General features: G+C 47.8%; 18 protein-coding genes. 9 read left to right on the top strand and 9 right to left on the bottom strand.

Going from position 1 to position 16,744, the window contains the following annotated elements; translation table 11 throughout:
• Positions 1-38: 38 nt before the first annotated feature.
• From L336_RS01695 to L336_RS01725, 7 genes are read left to right on the top strand one after another with little or no spacing between them, the layout of a single operon-like run.
• A complete protein-coding gene (locus L336_RS01695; protein ID WP_015641482.1) occupies positions 39-1,820 on the top strand; it encodes a GspE/PulE family protein in 1,782 nt (593 codons plus the stop codon).
• 2 nt (positions 1,821-1,822) lie between these two features.
• Entirely contained in the window at positions 1,823-3,052 is a 1,230-nt protein-coding gene (locus L336_RS01700) for a type II secretion system F family protein (RefSeq protein ID WP_015641483.1), read from the top strand.
• A 54-nt stretch (positions 3,053-3,106) separates the two neighbouring features.
• The gene (gene pilM, locus L336_RS01705; protein WP_015641484.1) at positions 3,107-4,165 is read left to right on the top strand and encodes a pilus assembly protein PilM; all 1,059 of its coding nucleotides are present in this window, start codon (positions 3,107-3,109) and stop codon (positions 4,163-4,165) included.
• Positions 4,162-4,731 (top strand): PilN domain-containing protein, encoded by a 570-nt coding sequence (locus L336_RS01710; protein ID WP_015641485.1) that lies wholly within the window; start codon positions 4,162-4,164, stop codon positions 4,729-4,731. The genes pilM and L336_RS01710 overlap by 4 nt, the downstream gene beginning before the upstream one ends.
• Positions 4,732-5,334, top strand: a complete 603-nt coding sequence (locus L336_RS01715) for a hypothetical protein (RefSeq protein WP_015641486.1) — start codon at positions 4,732-4,734, stop codon at positions 5,332-5,334. It begins immediately after the preceding gene.
• The gene (locus tag L336_RS01720) at positions 5,334-5,627 is read left to right on the top strand and encodes a hypothetical protein (RefSeq protein ID WP_015641487.1); all 294 of its coding nucleotides are present in this window, start codon (positions 5,334-5,336) and stop codon (positions 5,625-5,627) included. Before L336_RS01715 ends, L336_RS01720 begins: the two co-directional genes overlap by 1 nt.
• Before the next feature lie 21 nt (positions 5,628-5,648).
• On the top strand, positions 5,649-6,236 hold the full coding sequence (locus L336_RS01725; protein ID WP_041191185.1) for a PRC-barrel domain-containing protein: 588 nt from the start codon (positions 5,649-5,651) through the stop codon (positions 6,234-6,236).
• On the opposite strand, the gene L336_RS01730 is transcribed toward L336_RS01725, so the two are convergent.
• Together L336_RS01730 and recA are read right to left on the bottom strand one after the other, a co-directional pair.
• A complete protein-coding gene (locus tag L336_RS01730) occupies positions 6,213-6,860 on the bottom strand; it encodes a RecX family transcriptional regulator (RefSeq protein WP_015641489.1) in 648 nt (215 codons plus the stop codon). The genes L336_RS01725 and L336_RS01730 overlap by 24 nt on opposite strands.
• 38 nt (positions 6,861-6,898) lie before the next feature.
• Complete coding sequence (gene recA / locus L336_RS01735; protein ID WP_015641490.1) at positions 6,899-7,936, bottom strand: recombinase RecA; 1,038 nt, start codon at positions 7,934-7,936, stop codon at positions 6,899-6,901.
• Positions 7,937-8,002: 66 nt separating this feature from the next.
• Here recA and L336_RS01740 point away from each other — a divergent pair, with 66 nt between their 5' ends.
• On the top strand, positions 8,003-8,410 hold the full coding sequence (locus L336_RS01740) for a type II secretion system protein (protein ID WP_041191189.1): 408 nt from the start codon (positions 8,003-8,005) through the stop codon (positions 8,408-8,410).
• 20 nt (positions 8,411-8,430) lie between these two features.
• Here the strand turns inward: L336_RS01740 and L336_RS01745 are convergent, their stop codons facing one another.
• Both L336_RS01745 and ruvB read right to left on the bottom strand, forming a co-directional pair.
• The gene (locus L336_RS01745; RefSeq protein ID WP_015641492.1) at positions 8,431-9,180 is read right to left on the bottom strand and encodes a YdbT family protein; all 750 of its coding nucleotides are present in this window, start codon (positions 9,178-9,180) and stop codon (positions 8,431-8,433) included.
• A gap of 20 nt (positions 9,181-9,200) precedes the next feature.
• Complete coding sequence (gene ruvB, locus L336_RS01750; RefSeq protein ID WP_015641493.1) at positions 9,201-10,211, bottom strand: Holliday junction branch migration DNA helicase RuvB; 1,011 nt, start codon at positions 10,209-10,211, stop codon at positions 9,201-9,203.
• Positions 10,212-10,251: 40 nt separating this feature from the next.
• Here ruvB and L336_RS01755 point away from each other — a divergent pair, with 40 nt between their 5' ends.
• Positions 10,252-10,731, top strand: coding sequence for a hypothetical protein (locus tag L336_RS01755; protein ID WP_041191191.1), 480 nt, complete (start codon positions 10,252-10,254; stop codon positions 10,729-10,731).
• Here the strand turns inward: L336_RS01755 and ruvA are convergent.
• From ruvA to L336_RS01780, 5 genes are all read right to left on the bottom strand, one after another.
• A complete protein-coding gene (gene ruvA, locus L336_RS01760; protein ID WP_015641495.1) occupies positions 10,728-11,303 on the bottom strand; it encodes a Holliday junction branch migration protein RuvA in 576 nt (191 codons plus the stop codon). The two genes, L336_RS01755 and ruvA, sit on opposite strands and share 4 nt — an antisense overlap.
• 13 nt (positions 11,304-11,316) lie before the next feature.
• Complete coding sequence (locus L336_RS01765; protein WP_015641496.1) at positions 11,317-13,704, bottom strand: transglycosylase domain-containing protein; 2,388 nt, start codon at positions 13,702-13,704, stop codon at positions 11,317-11,319.
• Between the two features lie 18 nt (positions 13,705-13,722).
• Complete coding sequence (gene ruvC, locus L336_RS01770) at positions 13,723-14,349, bottom strand: crossover junction endodeoxyribonuclease RuvC (RefSeq protein ID WP_015641497.1); 627 nt, start codon at positions 14,347-14,349, stop codon at positions 13,723-13,725.
• Positions 14,273-15,898: a hypothetical protein gene (locus tag L336_RS01775; protein WP_015641498.1), complete on the bottom strand. Its 1,626-nt coding sequence runs from the start codon at positions 15,896-15,898 to the stop codon at positions 14,273-14,275. Before L336_RS01775 ends, ruvC begins: the two co-directional genes overlap by 77 nt.
• A 91-nt stretch (positions 15,899-15,989) precedes the next feature.
• A complete protein-coding gene (locus tag L336_RS01780; protein WP_041191558.1) occupies positions 15,990-16,721 on the bottom strand; it encodes a YebC/PmpR family DNA-binding transcriptional regulator in 732 nt (243 codons plus the stop codon).
• Positions 16,722-16,744 lie beyond the last annotated feature (23 nt).

Here is a 16,744-nt window from a genome sequence, read left to right on the forward strand (position 1 = left end):
CGCATGGTGTCATTATCAGATACAATAACATAAGCGATATGCGTATTTCTGATGATACATTAGATAAGATATTGAGCGGCGATACGAAGGTAAGTGCCGAGCAACTTGCGCCCCTTAAAGAAGAGGCGATCCGTTCCGCGCGACCCCTTCAAGAGCTTGTGCTTGAGGCAAAGCTCGTCGATGAGCCAACTCTTACGCAATTATTCGCCGAGTATGCAGATATTCCGTACGTCGTTATCGATCCAAAAGAAATTAGTTCTGAGATACTGGCAAAGATACCTGAACGTATCGCTAGACAATACAATGCTGTCATATTCAAGATTGATCCCGATGGTCTCGTGCATCTGGCCATGGACGACCCCGATGACGTCCAAGCAATTAGCTTTATTCAAAAAGAGATCGGCGAAAACGTAAAGATATACGTCGCGTCTCACGATAATATCCTTCAGTGCCTCGAGAACTACCGCGGTGATGTCAATGAAGAATTGAACGAGGTTATCGATGTGCAGCGTGAAGATGATGGCTCAAGCCAGCAGGTCACTGAAGCTGAGGTGGCCGAGGATTCTCCTATCGCCCAGACGGTCAACCTCCTTCTCGAGTACGCTATCCGCTCGCAAGCATCCGACATTCATATCGAACCACGCGAGGAGTATGTCCAGATCCGCTACCGTATCGACGGAGTTCTCAAAGAAGTTAACCGTTTGCCGCGAAATGTTCTAGGTGCCCTCGTGAGCCGAATTAAGATTCTGTCAAACCTAAAAATCGATGAGCGACGCGTCCCCCAGGATGGCCGTTTCAAGATCAAGATCGCAGGTAAGCAATACGCCCTGCGTGTCAGCACCCTCCCTATCGCTGATGGCGAGAAGGTAGTGATGCGTATTCTCGACGAATCAAACCAAGCCGTGACATTGAAAGACCTTGGCTACTGGGGTCATTCCCTTGATGTCATCAACGAGGCGCTGACTGAACCAAATGGTATGGTACTCGTCACTGGTCCAACGGGAAGTGGTAAATCAACCAGTCTTTTTAGTATCCTCACCTACCTCAATAAACCTGATGTAAACATTTCGACTATTGAAGACCCGGTAGAATACAAGATCCCAGGAGTCAACCAGACTCAAACCAATCCAAAAGCCGGTATGACCTTTGCAAATGGACTACGTGCACTACTTCGCCAAGACCCCAATGTAATTATGGTGGGAGAGATTCGAGATGGCGAAACAGCCAATCTTGCGGTACAGGCGGCATTGACTGGTCACCTTGTATTTAGCACCCTTCATACCAACAATGCAGCCACCTGCTTGCCCCGTTTACTCGATATGGAGATCGAACCCTTTCTGATTGCCAGTACAGTTAAGGCAGTCGTGGGGCAACGTCTTGTACGCAAACTTTGTCTCTTTTGCCGACAACAGTACGTTCCAGAGAAACAAGAGGTTTCCCAATTTGTCGAACTATTTAACCTGCGGGATGATCAATCATTTTCACATATCAATGAGTTGGAGGAGCAAGCAATTGCTCAGGAGCTTGGTGGTGATACTCCAGCCGGAACTGCCAAGACAACTATCACAGCGCTCTGGCGCGCCAATCCAAAGGGATGCGATGAGTGTGACCACACTGGTTATAAAGGCCGTATCGGTATCTATGAGGTACTTGGCAACACTATCCCGATTCAAAAAATGATCGTCAACAACGCCACAAGTGCGCAGATTCAGGATCAGGCCATACTTGAAGGGATGACCACGATGCAGACCGATGGTCTCATCAAGGCGATCAGGGGCTGCACCACACTTCAAGAAGTACTGAGAGTGACGAAGGAATAATCATGTCACGCTATCAGTATGTTGCCGTTAATCAACAGGGGGAAACTTCCTCGGGGTCGTTTGAGGCAGCTGATCGCTCAGCCGCCCTGGCAATTTTAGCAAAGCAGCAACTTCACCCCATTAGTCTCAAGCAATCTGATACCAAGGAAGCATCATTTGGGTTTGGTAATTTCTTTGGTAAAAACAAGGTCAAGAGTGATGATCTGGTAATTTTTACTCGTCAGTTAAGCGCCATGGTAAGCGCAGGTGTACCACTGCTTCGCGCCATCGCGTCGCTCAATCAACATACGGCAAGTAAACCACTGAGAAAAGTCACGGGTGGCATTATAAAAGATGTCGAAGGTGGCGCGCAGCTTGCCGATGCCCTGGCAAAATATCCAAACACTTTTAGTGATGTCTACGTCAATATGGTCAGAGCAGGGGAGTCGGCGGGTATTCTCGACGATATTCTCAAGCGACTTGCGATGCAACAAGAAAAAAATGCCTCTATTCGAAAGAAGATCAAGAGTGCTATGACCTACCCTATGGTTCTGGTGTTTATCACGATAGGGGCCTTCTTTGGCTTAATGCTTTTTGTTATTCCACAGATCGGTAAAATTCTCAAAGACCTAGGAGGTCCGGATGCTAAGCTACCCGAGCTTACCCAGTTAATGCTCGGCATTAGTGACTTTATCATAAACTATTGGTATATCGTGTTCCCTGCCCTTATCGGTGGCATCATATTTTTGATCAGATTTATCAAGACGCCAAAGGGTCGGACCATGTTCCACCGTTTTATCCTCAAGGTTCCACTAGTAAATCCAATTATTCGCAAAGTCGCTATCGCCCGCTTCACCCGAACCTTCTCTGCTCTCATGGGGGCTGGAGTAGCGGTACTAGAAGCAATTACCGTTACCTCGCATGCTGTTGGCAATGTCGTTTACGAAAAAGCCTTGCTTGACGCTGCAGAGGAGGTAAAAAATGGCAGGCAACTTTCGGCTGTTATAGAAAAAAACGAGCTATTCCCTCCGATTGTTGCTCAGATGCTCTCTGTCGGTGAGGAAACTGGACAAACCGACACTGTCCTCGTGAAAGTTGCGGACTTTTACGAAGAAGAGGTCGATGTTGCGATTGATGGTATCAGCGCCATTATTGAGCCGGTGATGATTGTTGTTATGGGTTCTATGGTAGGGCTAATTGCTGCAAGCGTTATGGGCCCCATCGCAAGTCTTTCTCAAAATATCAAGGGTTAATTAGATACCGCTCATGCTATACTGGTAGGAGAGTTACCAAAGTAGTGGGCTACGATGACAAAATTACTGCATAAAGATAAGCCAATCATTGGTCTTGACATTAGTCAGACTGGTATAAAAGTGATGTCGATTGATCCCAAAAAGTGGCTTGTGTTGGGGTACGGATCACTCGACCTTGATCCAGCGCGTGTACAGACTTCTTTCGAAAATCCCGATGATACCTATTTATCCGAAAACATTACAAATCTTCTGAAAGAAAATATCATTGGCCAGCTGGAGTCAAATCACGCCGTAGTTGGCCTGCCGACCGGGAGAACATATTCACGTACCTTTACTCTTCCTGCTAATCAAGAAAAAGCCCTTGCCAGCGCTGTTGAAGTTGAAGTCGAGCAGTACATTTCAATTCCTATTGGCTCACTCTATGTTGACTATGAGGTAATCGAACGCACAAAGGATATTATTACTGTCGTGATGGCCGCTGTTCCTCGCACCCTTGTCGATAGCTGCCTCCGTGCCGCACAACAAGCCGGTCTTGAGCCACTCCTGGTCGAACCAAGCATCAATGCTGTTGCACGCGTTATTGAGGCGACCGAAGAAGGTCATCTATCCACCTTGATCGTCGATATTGGCCCCGCGAGTACTGATATCGCGGTCTTGGACGGTGGCGCCATCCGTGTTACTGGCGGTATCGGTATCGGTGGAAATACCTTTACTCTCGATATCGCAAAGAAACTTGATGTTGCTCTCGAGAATGCACATCAACTCAAGGTCCTCAATGGATTGAATGCGGGACCCCGGCAAGCAAAAATAACTGCTGCTCTTAAACCAAATCTCAACCGCATTGCGATCGAAATTCGCCGTGTTGTCCGTTATTACAACGAACGTATCAACGACAATCGAAAAATCGAACAGGTTTTAATTGTGGGCGGCGGGAGCAACGTACCGGGAATCGGCGAGTATTTCACTAACGAGCTCGTCATGCCCGCTCGCGTTGCTAGTCCCTGGCAGAAACTTGACTTTGCTAGCCTCCAGCAACCAAACAAGCAGTTCAGGCCACGTTATATATCGGTGGCAGGTCTTGCCAGTGTAAACAAGGAAAGTATTTGGCGATGATAAACCTTCTTCCTCCACTTTATCACCGTCAACTCATTGCTTCACGCGCCAATACCCTGCTCGCTCGATATGTTGTGCTATCACTGCTTCTCATCATCGTTATGATTGCCGAGATGACTGCAGTTTACCTGTTTTTATCAAGCTCGAAGGCACAGAGTGAGGCCGCTATCAGCGAAAATGATCAAAAAACAGCGAAATATAGCGAAGTGCAAAAACAAGCTGAACAATTTAGAACTGATCTTGTGACGGCAAAGACTATTCTTGACAAGCAGGTACCCTACACAAAGATTTTCCGCACGGTAGCTGATCTAATGCCAGACGGTGTTATCCTCAATCACCTAACCATCGATCCGTCAACCTTTGGCACACCCACGAACCTTGATATTCGGGCTCGTACCTACCAAGCAGCGATTGCCTTCCACACGACCCTCAACAATTCAAACGTACTATCAAATGTTAGTTTTCAGACGGTCTCATTTGATGCGCAAGATAAGACTGGGTACCCCTACTCTTCTACACTCAGTGTTACCTTCAAAAAAGAAGCGCTGACTGAAGGAGTCGAGTAGATGATTAAGCGTTTGTCAGCAACCCAATTACGTGCAACACTGATCGCCGTGCTTGTACTGCTGGCTGGTGCAGGTATTGGTATATTTATGTTTGGATATGGACTACTCGGCACGGTCGCACAAGAGAGTAGCGACGCAAATCAAAAAGTAAACGAGACCAGCAAAAATCTCGAGAACATCATACAAGTACAGCGCGACCTATCAACCAATAAGGTTGCAATACAGCGCGCTTCACTCATCGCCGCCGAGAGCCACAACTATAATTATCAAAACCAGATCATCCAAGATCTTAGTACCTATGCTAGCAAGTCAGGCGTCATCATATCAGACTTCAACTTTATGAGCGGAAAAACGACGAGCGGTGGTACTATTCAGGGAAGTGCAGTAGGCTCAAGCGGGGGGTCACTTAAGTCGATCATGGTAGCAGTCACTATTAAGAGTCCAGTGGAGTACAACAAGCTACTTGACTTTATCTATCTTATCGAAAAAAGCCTCACAAAGATGCGTATATCGACCATTAGTCTTTCTCGCTCGACAGATGGAAACTCTCCTCCCGGAAGCGTGTCGTGTGATGTCTTTAATATTGAGGTGTACGTACGCTGATGAAAAACTCTCTTTCTTTTACTGGACTCGCTAGTACGATTACTCGGCTTCTTCATCGTTTTCACGTCATACTTTTTGCACTTGTCTCGATAGGTAGCTTAGCAGCGGCAACGCTTTTTCTCAACGAGCTCATCTCAAGGCCCACTACGAACTCCGATAATACAGCAGCGGGGAAATTTGACGATGCAACGATCAAGCGCATTTTGCTCTACCGCACCGCCGAAGAACAGGTGTCACAGGCATCAATTCCACTTAACAAAGGAAAACGGAATCCTATTGTTGAAACACCATGATTACAAAGGATGATAACTGAAATGATTCTTCTCGGCTCCACACTCCTCAACGCTCCCGTAATGAGTATCCAGACGGGTGGCGAACTGGCCCGTACATCAACTGCAATTATTGATCCAAGCAATCTTAGTGTCATAGCGTATGCGGTAACGGGGCCTCTTGTCCATCACTCAAATCAGCTGATCAGAGTTGCAGACGTAAGAGAGTTGAGCAGCATCGGGTTGATCATTGACTCCAGTGATGAGTTTGTGATTCCGGAAGACATCATTAAACTGCAAAGTATCTATGAACTTCACTTTGATATTCTGGGGATGCCCGTCATCGATCAAAAGAAAAAGAAACTGGGCAAAGTAATCGACTATACGGTCGAAACCGGTGGGTTTGTTGTCCAGCAGCTGACGGTTAAACGGCCACTCCTTCGTAGCCTCAATGATACAGAACTACTCATCCATCGTTCTCAGATTGTTGAGATTAACAATCATGAGATTGTTGTCCACTCGGAAGTGTCGGTTCCGGAGCCAAAACGACACGAAGTTTCCGGTAGTTATGTCAATCCGTTTCGTGGTAGTGCGAAACCAGCTCCAGAATCAGTCAACCAATCCAATCGCTAAACGTATATCATCATAGCGGAACCCCTGTCTTAGCAGATATTGTGCTAGTTTTTGATCGTCAGCGTACCGAGAGCGTTTTTTTGCAATGAGCTTTTGTAACTCCGTAGCATCATCACGAAGGTTCTCTGCTATCATCCGCTCAACAATGTCTGGTTCTACCCCCTTTGACCTTAGTTCTACTTTAAGTTTGCGTAGGGAAGTACCTTTCCCTACGTTCCTATTCTCGAACCACCAACGCGCAAATTGTTCATCATCAAGGTAACGCTTATGTTGTAGTTTTTTCAACACCCTTGGCACGAGGGCAGGGGAGTAGCCGAGACGCTCCCTCAATTCTCCGCTTCTACTTTTGTATCTCGTAGCGATCGTTTTACGACGTAGGTAATCACGGACTTCGCGCACACTGTGCGGTCGCATCAGGCAATATTCTAATGCCCGAGCATAGAGCTTGCCAAATTGACTCTCGATCTCGAGTTCAGCTACTTCGTCATTCTCTAGCTCCCTGCCAACTCTGACATTCAGATCGGTGATCTGCGAGACATCCAAACTAAACCGATACTTGCCGTCAATACTTACATTGACTCGATCAGGATTTCTCACCTGAGACGAAAGGCTTGTTACTTTCAATTTCCCTTTTCTCCCGCTATTTCAACGCAAGGAAACCACTATTCTTGCTCGCTCGAAACCTTTTCACGTACTTTCTTCTCGATTTCAGCAAGTACAGCAGGATTTTCTTTGAGGTATTTTTTTGTTTGTTCCCGCCCCTGGCCAATCTTTGCGTCGGCATAATCGAACCACGCTCCGGATTTGCCAACAATACCGTGCTGGACACCCAGATCTAATACATCGCCAGTTTTTGAGATACCCTCGTTATACATGATGTCAAACTCTGCAACACGAAATGGCGGTGCAATCTTGTTCTTGACGATCTTTACTTTAGTACGATTACCAATGATCTCTTCGCCCTCTTTGATCTGACCGGTTCGACGAATGTCAGCTCGAACCGACGCATAAAACTTGAGTGCATTACCACCTGTCGTCGTCTCTGGGTTACCAAACATAACGCCGATTTTCATGCGAATTTGGTTGATAAAGATAACCGTCGCCTTTGACTTATTGATGATGCCTGTTAGCTTTCGAAGCGCCTGACTCATGAGCCGCGCCTGGAGGCCCATATGACTGTCGCCCATATCGCCGTCAATCTCAGCCTGCGGCACAAGAGCTGCGACGGAATCAACGACAATGAGATCAACGGCGTTTGAGCGCACGAGCGTCTCGACGATCTCGAGCGCCTGCTCACCGTTATCGGGCTGGCTGACGAGTAGGTTATCGGTGTCCACTCCAAGCTTCTTTGCATAGGAGGGATCGAGTGCATGCTCGGCATCAATAAATGCCGCAGTGCCGCCTTGTTTTTGAATTTCAGCGATAGCGTGCAGCGTCAGCGTGGTCTTGCCCGAGCTTTCAGGACCATATACCTCAATAATACGGCCCTTTGGATAGCCGCCGCCAAGAGCAATGTCAAGGCTGAGACTACCGCTCGACAATAGTTCAACGTCAACTTTCTTTGCCTCACCCAATTTCATAATTGACCCATCACCAAATTGCTTAGTGATCTGATCCATCGCGAGACCAAGCGCCTTTAACTTACCCTCGTTGGCAACTGGTTTTTCGGCCAATGTTTTACTGTCAGACTGTTTTGCCATAAAACTCCCTCTTTTTACTCTCCTAATTATACCTCAGCAACCAAAGAGTTTGCTATAATGAAGTCAATGAAATCGATCAGACAAACCAGAGGGTTTACCGTCATTGAGCTGATAGTCGCTATCGTGCTCATTGGTATTGCTGGCTGGCTTTTTTATAGTGAGCGATTGAATGCCGATGCTATTCAACGCGACTCTGCCCGTAAAATTGCCATCAATGCAATGTACTATAATCTTGAGGAAGTCTACTACGCAAAAAATAACTACTACCCTACCTCCATTGACAGTAAGGTTCTGCGGGCTATGGATCCAGGGCTATTCACTGACCCCACCGGAACTTCAGTCGGCGAACTGGGCGCTAATTATACGTACGATGGGGCCAATTGCACGCCCGATGGCAAGTGTTCAGGATACACGCTACGATCAATCATGGAGCGCGAGGCAGATTACGTCAAAAAGAATCGCGCAACCAAATAATAAAATTCTCCTTGCCGTCTCTATTTTCCGACCGGTCGACCGTTTTTGAAAGCTTCTACAGCATCTTTTAGGCTTGATGCGGCCTCTTTTGGAGCATGTACGTAGCTAAATATGTAGGGTACTTCGTCGTCCTTTGTGCCTACCTGCACGACACCATAGTTGAATATCTCTTGTATAATTCCCGTCTGACGATAGCTTACTTCTACGACATCACCTAGTCCCACCGATTTAACATTACTTGAGAAAAGCGATAGTTGCGTTTTTTCTATGATACTTTCGTTGGTCAAGAAAAAAAGATTGTTGACGTATACCCAGTAAAGAATGTAAAGTCCCGTTGCTATACCGACACAGAGTAGTACGCCGATAAGCAGTATAATGTTGTAATCAATGCTAGTAGGTAAGCGCATGCTGCTCGATACCTGAGGATAAAGAATTGCCCCTGCAACAACCAGCGAAATAAAGATGACTGACATGATAACTGGGGCAAGCATTCCTATCATATTCCGCCGAACCGAGAGAATAACGAATTCGTGTTCACTTAGATCAAGCTGCGGGTACCGCCTGACTGACTTATCGTGCTTCTCCTGTAACTCTGGTGAAATCTCCTGCTTAAGCGGTTCAAGAGGTCGAGTAAGGTGAACAATGGTTGGCGGCACGACAGGTTGGCTTGTAACGTCCGTCTCCTCATCTGCTACTGGATGAGCGTAGAGAGGCTGACCGTCGGCATCATAGGCAACTGGCTTATCATAGTTCACCGGCTCGTCATTCATGAGCTTATTATACTATATGGTCACGTATTTTTTACTTGTTTGCCAAGGTGCCGATAGGCGCGCTGCGTAACCCTTCTCCCCCTTGGAGTTCGTTCGATAAAACCAATTTTTAGTAAGTACGGTTCATAGAAATCCTCAATTGTCGTGGGCTCGTCGCCCGTAAGCGCCGCGATAGTGCTAAGGCCGACGGGGTTATCGCCATAGGCATCAATGATGGTTGAGATCATGTGGCGATCGGCTGGATCAAGCCCTTGTTCGTCAATCTCTAATAGCTCGAGTGCTTGGGTGGTCATAGAAAGGTCGATTATTCCATCACCATTCACGTCGGCATAGTCGCGGACACGTTTGAGCAAACGGTTGGCAATTCGCGGTGTGAGGCGTGCACGAGTACTTAATAGTACTGCTGCTTCCTCCTCGATCTTGCTACCAAGGATACCCGCAGAGCGTCTGAGGATCTCAGTAATTTCCTGGTGATTATAGAACTCAAGCCGATAGAGATGCCCGAAGCGGTCACGAAGTGGTGCGGCAAGCGCTCCCGTCCTTGTAGTGGCGCCGATGACGGTAAATCGAGGTAAATCGAGCCGAATACTTCGAGCGGCCGGGCCTTTTCCAATAACAATATCGAGTTTGAAATCCTCCATCGCCGCATAGAGAACTTCCTCAACGGTACGACTAAGGCGGTGAATCTCATCAATAAACAAAATATCTCCATCCTGTAAATTAGTGAGAATGCTCGCGAGGTCACCAGCCCGTTCAATAGCCGGCCCAGAACTTATGCGTATCGTTGCTCCCATCTCGTTAGCAATCACTGTTGCCATCGTTGTTTTCCCAAGACCCGGAGGGCCATAGAGCAAAATATGGTCGATAGGCTCACCGCGCTTTTTTGCTGCCGCGATACTGAGTTTGAGATTCTTTTTTAGCCGCTCTTGACCGATATATTCAGAAAACCGCTGCGGGCGCAGTGTCACTTCGATTTGCTGATCATCGTCATTATCACTTAGAGTTGTCTCTACAATTCGCTCAATAGCCATGTATCTATAGTAACAGGTCTCGTGAAGGCTTTGTGGTATTATGGGAGTCGATATGGTCAATATATACGACCCGGCTCCGATCTATGACTCCCTGACACCGGGAATTACTGAGTGGAATGATGCTCGACCCGAGATTGCTCAGGCATTGGGGTTGTCACCAAAAAAATATTCAGATAAATATGCAATCAACCAAGTTATGCTTGCGCTGGCGGAACAGGAGATCCCATACCGAGACTGGAGAGAAATAGGACAGCATGTCATCGACATGATTCGGCGATATCCGTTTCTCATGAACAGTTACTATCGTGTTGGCGATACCCTACTACCATCAGGGATAGCTTTTGATAATCTGGTGGGCAATCATCACATCGACGACTTTCCTGCTTTATTTGGCCTTGGTGAATACGAAGGCCACGGGTTACGCGGCGCGATCAATGGACGACAAACTCGTGATCCACGTAAGTCTTACCGCGGATTTTGCAGATCAGTTGGTCTCCCAAAGCCCTGGCCCGATAACTAGTGACCCTTGAGAGCCTCCCTCACGCGCTCGCTCGTGGGCAGTGTAGTATCGATCCCTTCAAGTGCCCGAGTCGCATCACTCAATGTGTAGCCGAGTGCGATGAGCGCCTCTAGTGCTTCATCACTCGTAGGCAATTCAGTCTGTACTCCACCGCGTTTTGCGTACACAATTGGCATCCCGACTTTATCTGATAAGTCGACCACCACGCGTTCTGCGGTTTTTTTGCCGACACCACTTGCGCCTGATATATAGGAGCTATCCGCGTTAGCAATTGCATTGCGCACGTGTTCGGCCTCACCAAGACTAAGAATTGCTAATGCGGCTTTTGGCCCGACTCCCTGCACAGTGATCAACATCTCAAACAACTTTTTTGCCGTCAGGCTACTAAATCCAAAGAGTTCTTCGGCCTGCTCACGAATATGGTGGTAGGTATAGAGCTTTGCTCGTTGATTGAGCGTAAAGGCGTCAAAATCAGCTAGCGTCACCGTTACTTCATACCCCACTCCCCCGACATCAACAATCAGAGCATTCCCAAACTTCTCAGCGACAGTTCCCTCGACATGTGCAATCATACGATCAATTATGTCACACTTTGTTGCAGTTTGCTGTATCGCTGGTATATCTTGTTCCGTCAAGTTGGGATTGATATATCGTGACAACCTGTCCAATTGATGTGTCGCAGGCCTGTATTTTATTAGCGCCGGGTTCCTGATGACAGTTTGCAGTGTCGGTCGAGTATTGGTAGGTCGTATAGGTCGCTGCGTCAATCGATACGATGGTGCCATTTGATAAATCACAGACCTGCATCTTTGGCGCTATGCAGTTTGTCGTATCTTTAGACTGTTTGGTCGTATCAAGTGCCGTCTCATTAATACTAATCACTTTCCCACTGCTAAGTTCGCAGACACTGATCATGGTTGGTTCAACATTACACGTCTCAGTCGGAAGGGCGCCTGACATAAAGTATTCCGTATAGGTATTTGGACCAGACTTTTCGGCTAAGCCACCATTCTTTGTACAAACCGACTTCTGGACGATACTCCTCGGCATGGTAAATGCTTTGTCGGGGATGGTTGCCAGGAGTTTTTTCATGGTATTTCTCCAAATCGGTCCCGCCATGTCTGACCCGCCGCTACGCATCACCGAGTTATCGTTGTTGCCCACCCACACGCCGACAACGTAGTCTTCTGTATAGCCAATCGTCCAGGCATCACGATTATCGTTCGTGGTTCCCGTCTTGACCGCAACGGTACGACCTGGCACTGTGAGGCTTGACCCAAATATAGGTGCACGAGCCGAATTGTCAGAGAGGATGCTCGATATCAAGTACGCACCTTCCTTGCTGATCGCCTGACGTACCACTGCGGGGCTAGACTCTACCTTACCACCAAACTTATCGTTTATTTCTTTGATGAGAGTTAGCTTACTGTATTGCTTACCACCATTAGCAAACGCTGCATAGGCATTTGCCATTTGCGCGAGAGGCACCTCAGCCGAACCAAGCGCAAGAGAAAGACCATAGTTTTTATCCTTGCTGACTGCTGAGACACCTAAGTTATTTGCTGCAACAATCGATTTGTCAATTGAATATTTTTGCATCACCTCAACACTTGGAATGTTGAGCGACTGGCTAATTGCTCTGCGTACCGAAATATCACCACGCTCTTTTTTGTCAGCATCGAGTGGTGTATAGTCACCACCAAATGTCGTCTTTACATCGTGAAGAATTGTCGCCGGAGTGATAACGCCATCAGCAAGTGCATACGCATAATAGATTGACTTAAATGTCGATGCGGGTTGACGTGCAGTCGTCACCATATTGACCTTACCCCACTGGGGATTATTGTAGTCTGCGCTCCCGATCAGTGCACGAACTTCTCCCGTTTTTGGATCAATGACAATACCACTTGCATTGCTTCCTCCCATAGCAGTGATGTGACCCATCCCCGCGTTGAGACTTTCCTGTAGTGTCTGCTGGGTTGATAGATCAAGGGTTGTTTTTACCTGGTAGCCTGAGCGCATTACCTTTTCGTAGCCGTATTTTTCACTTAATTCAGCGATGACCATTTCTGCAAAATGCGGTGCTACTGAGTTGACTTGGCTCGCACCCGCCCCATACTTGAGCTCCTCGGCCAGAGCGGCAGACTTTTGCTCCTCGGTGATATAACCGTTCGTTACCATACGACTTAATACAGTCGTTTGTTGACGTTTTGCATACTGCGCGTTCCCGCTGATGGGCGAATACGCACTTGGCGCAGGCAGTAGGCCTATAAGCATCGCGCTTTCGGCAAGATCGAGGTCATTAGGCGACTTGTTGAAATAAACTCGAGCAGCTTCCTCGATACCAAACGCATTCTCACCGAAATACACTGAGTTAAGATACATGTCAAGGATTTGATCCTTGGTATAGGTCTGCTCAATGGCAATTGACATGGTCAACTCTTGATATTTACGAAATATACTTCGCTCATCACTGAGGAGAGTATTTTTTGCGAGCTGTTGGGTGATCGTGGACCCGCCACCAACTCCGGTAAACAAGGCCCGAACTGTACTGAGCAAATTGAAGCCGCCGTGTTTATAGAAATCCTTGTCTTCACTCGCTATCAGGGCATGTTTAACGTTATCTGATATTTGTGATAACGGTACCAAGGCACGATGCTCGGCTCGGCCGACACTATAAAACGTCTTACCGTTGATATCAGTGAGAACGATACCGGTGTTGTTTCGGTTCATGAGCCGTTCCTGGTCGGCGATATCATGAGCATACATAACGTACGTAATGATCGGCGTCGCGATCAAAAAAATAAGTAGCGGGGAGAGCAAGACTAAGGTTTTCTTGCGCCAGCTTAAGTTACGAAACCAGACAAAGCGACCCTTATGGTGCGCTCCTGACCGCTTAGGACGAGATGCTCTCTTCATAGTTGAAAGGTTGGCATACCGACCCATCCGCGCTGGTGGTTTTTTTGTTTGCATACTTCCATTATACGCGGTTTATAGTCGATTCATAACCGCACACATGAGGGCTGCGGCGAGAGCATCTGCGCAGTCGTCAGGCTTTGGCGCCTCAACAAGATTGAGGTGCAGACGCACCATTTCCTGCATTTGCTTTTTTGTTGCGCGGCCATACCCCGTTATGGTCTGTTTTATCTGGAGAGGGGTGTACTCCTCGATACTTAGGCCTGCCTGTTGTCCAGCCAACATGGCGACACCACGTGCATGTGAGACGCTCATCGCTGTCGTCACATTTTGATTAAAAAACAGTTTCTCTATCGCCATTAGTTGCGGTTTAGTCTCTTCAATAATTCCTTGTAGGCTCGTATATATTTCCTCGAGCCGCTCAGCGAGCGGAGTATGCGGAGGAGTTGTGATAGCCCCGGCGGTAACAAGCACGGTCTTTCCTGCGGTAACTTCGATAACTCCAAAGCCCATGATTCCTGTACCAGGGTCGATACCAATTATTCTCATAGTGAGGCTATCCTTGTCTTTATTAGTTACAGCGAAATGACGGTTGCCGTTACTCTCGTACTCAGTATAGCGCGTATCACCGTCGATGACGAAGGGTGAGTCGGACGCGCTGTACCGCACTGCCAATTTCCTGACGCCATTCCCACAGTCCATACCCAAGTGCAATGGTAGCAATACCAGCAATCGTAACCCACGTTGTCCATGCTGTGGAAATAGCCTGAATCGGCTGTACAGCAAAGGGTACCACGGGCATCTCTGTGACCTTTATTTTTCGGCATCGGTTTGTTTCAGGATTTCTTTCCCACCCTTCGTCACATGCTTGAAGTATGTCGTCGGTACTTGCAATCTTCTTACACCGGCCAGTTTCTGGATTACGGAACTGATCATCTGCGCAAGGTTTCAGCGCACTTGAAACCGTTGCGACAATCGACCGACAACGTCCCGTCTCCTCACTACGATACTGACCGTCTCTACAGGGGGAAGGGACAGTCGCCTGGATGAGATTGCGACATCGGTTTGTCTCTGTACTGCGATACTGGTTGTCGCTACACGGTACAAGTCCGGTATCGGGTGCCGGAACATCGATCGTGACTTCCGGCGGTAGTTGGTTATTTCTCTGGGTTGGCGATGGCATCATCGCCTTCCACATGTGGTCACTTGAGTCGATTCCCCACGAGAGACCATTGTATTTCGCGAGAGTCATATCGGGATACTGGATTACGTCATACTGCACGGTACCAAAATAATCCTCAATCCACACGTACTTCCCTGTTGCAACAAGCGAAAGTGGGTGCAGATCATCACGTAGATGTACCGTAAGAAAGTCGTGAGCATTGAGAATCAACTCATCGTCAGGAGTCATGACTGACTGTTGCCAGTTGAAGGCATTTGTGAGCGACGCCATGTCGCCATAGCTGCCAACGCGAAGCCGATACTGATTGAGGTTGAGGGGTTTATCAGAGGTGTTTTCAACTTTTATATAGTCGCCGCATCGTAGGTCTATATCGGAAGCGACGCCCGGAGCGCAATCGACTGGGTTGGGATGTATCTCTGTAATGCTAAGCCCGCCCGCATCGCGTGGTGGCCGGTAGAGAACTGTTCCCTCAACAACAAGCGCCGATGTTTTCTTCACAAAATCAGTCGCAAAATCGCCCGTTTGCTTCAATGTTACATTGCCTCGCTGCTTGTGTTGCGCCCACAGGTAGTTGTCTTTTGGATTACTATTCCCCGCCATGGGCGGAATGTTTATTGACTGGGTGATGGTTTGCTGTCTCGATACGACAAGTGTTGAGATGTTTCCTGGCGTCGCCGTTTGGGATGTCGTAAAGGGAACTGCTCCTCTGATGAGTGTCGTATCGTACGCAAACGTAATGTAATGTCGTGACAGTAGCCAACCAGATGGCAAGCTGATTTCCCTCTGTCCTCCCACGGAGTCAATCGTCGTTATCGTGACCGCCCCCATATCGACCGCAACGCTTGACTGGTTAAACAACTCTGCGACCTCAAGTCGATCGCCCGTCGAAAAAGCGGTTAGTATCACATCTGGTGTTGACGTTACAGCTAGTGGTGGTGTTTGGGTTACAACGCTCGGAACAGTAATCGAGGCCGTATCTATACTGGCCTCCGCAAATGTAACACCAGGTAACATCACTACTGCACAAAGTATCACCAGCAACATGCGTGGTATATTCTTTCTCCCCACAATACCCCTCCAACAACTAATTCTCACTTAGGTATAGCGGAGAGGTATCGCACCATGCAACCATGAGCACGATAAAAATGTATATTTTACATCAACTCTCGTCGTCAATATCTACTTGGATATCGGCATTGGTATGAACGTTAACAACATCATCCAGCTCTTCGAGAGCGTCCAACACTTTCAGTAATTTACGTGCGATATCCGGGTCGACAATAGGCACGGTGGCATTTGGCACATACTGCAGTTCTGCATCAAGCACTGGCAAACCACTCTGAGCTATCGTTGCTCTACTATGTGCCAAGTCTTTCATGTCAGTATAGACAAGTATTTCGTCGTCTTCCTCAACGGCATCCTCTGCACCCGCGTCGAGCACCGTCATGAGGGCCGACTCATCGCTCGCCCCAACCCGAATTACGCCTTTTCGGGTAAACTGAAACGCAACACTGCCCGCATCAGCCATAGTGCCACCATTCTTTGTTATTGCTGTTCTGACTTCGGGGTAAGTACGGTTTTTGTTATCAGTTGCCGTTTCCACAATAATACCGACGCCACCAGGACCATAGCCCTCATAAGTGACCTCTTCAAGCGCCGCTGCGCTCTTGTCGGCAACACGATCTATCGCACGTTGGATATTGCTCATTGGCATATTGGCTGCCTTTGCCTTTTCGATAGCAAGTGCGAGCGCCGCATTCATCGTCGGGTCAACACCCGCGCGAGCAGCAATGGCAATTTGGTTACCAATACGCGTAAAAATAGCGCCGCGTTTCGCATCATTTGCTCCTTTATCGCGTTTGATTTTTGACCATTTGCTGTGACCGGACATCGCACCTCTCCACACTTTTTTAG

Origin of the sequence: Candidatus Saccharimonas aalborgensis, from assembly GCF_000392435.1 — a bacterium.
Classification (GTDB): domain Bacteria; phylum Patescibacteriota; class Saccharimonadia; order Saccharimonadales; family Saccharimonadaceae; genus Saccharimonas; species Saccharimonas aalborgensis.

What these genes read in the sequence shown, in the direction of transcription:
- L336_RS01695 (WP_015641482.1), top strand. Translation starts at nt 39, where the DNA reads ATGCGTATTTCTGATGATACATTAGATAAGATATTGAGCGGCGATACG.
- L336_RS01700 (WP_015641483.1), top strand. Translation starts at nt 1,823, where the DNA reads ATGTCACGCTATCAGTATGTTGCCGTTAATCAACAGGGGGAAACTTCC.
- pilM (WP_015641484.1), top strand. Translation starts at nt 3,107, where the DNA reads ATGACAAAATTACTGCATAAAGATAAGCCAATCATTGGTCTTGACATT.
- L336_RS01710 (WP_015641485.1), top strand. Translation starts at nt 4,162, where the DNA reads ATGATAAACCTTCTTCCTCCACTTTATCACCGTCAACTCATTGCTTCA.
- L336_RS01715 (WP_015641486.1), top strand. Translation starts at nt 4,732, where the DNA reads ATGATTAAGCGTTTGTCAGCAACCCAATTACGTGCAACACTGATCGCC.
- L336_RS01720 (WP_015641487.1), top strand. Translation starts at nt 5,334, where the DNA reads ATGAAAAACTCTCTTTCTTTTACTGGACTCGCTAGTACGATTACTCGG.
- L336_RS01725 (WP_041191185.1), top strand. Translation starts at nt 5,649, where the DNA reads ATGATTCTTCTCGGCTCCACACTCCTCAACGCTCCCGTAATGAGTATC.
- recA (WP_015641490.1), bottom strand. Translation starts at nt 7,936, where the DNA reads ATGGCAAAACAGTCTGACAGTAAAACATTGGCCGAAAAACCAGTTGCC.
- L336_RS01740 (WP_041191189.1), top strand. Translation starts at nt 8,003, where the DNA reads ATGAAATCGATCAGACAAACCAGAGGGTTTACCGTCATTGAGCTGATA.
- L336_RS01745 (WP_015641492.1), bottom strand. Translation starts at nt 9,180, where the DNA reads ATGAATGACGAGCCGGTGAACTATGATAAGCCAGTTGCCTATGATGCC.
- ruvB (WP_015641493.1), bottom strand. Translation starts at nt 10,211, where the DNA reads ATGGCTATTGAGCGAATTGTAGAGACAACTCTAAGTGATAATGACGAT.
- L336_RS01755 (WP_041191191.1), top strand. Translation starts at nt 10,252, where the DNA reads ATGGGAGTCGATATGGTCAATATATACGACCCGGCTCCGATCTATGAC.
- ruvA (WP_015641495.1), bottom strand. Translation starts at nt 11,303, where the DNA reads ATGATTGCACATGTCGAGGGAACTGTCGCTGAGAAGTTTGGGAATGCT.
- L336_RS01765 (WP_015641496.1), bottom strand. Translation starts at nt 13,704, where the DNA reads ATGCAAACAAAAAAACCACCAGCGCGGATGGGTCGGTATGCCAACCTT.
- ruvC (WP_015641497.1), bottom strand. Translation starts at nt 14,349, where the DNA reads ATGGACTGTGGGAATGGCGTCAGGAAATTGGCAGTGCGGTACAGCGCG.
- L336_RS01780 (WP_041191558.1), bottom strand. Translation starts at nt 16,721, where the DNA reads ATGTCCGGTCACAGCAAATGGTCAAAAATCAAACGCGATAAAGGAGCA.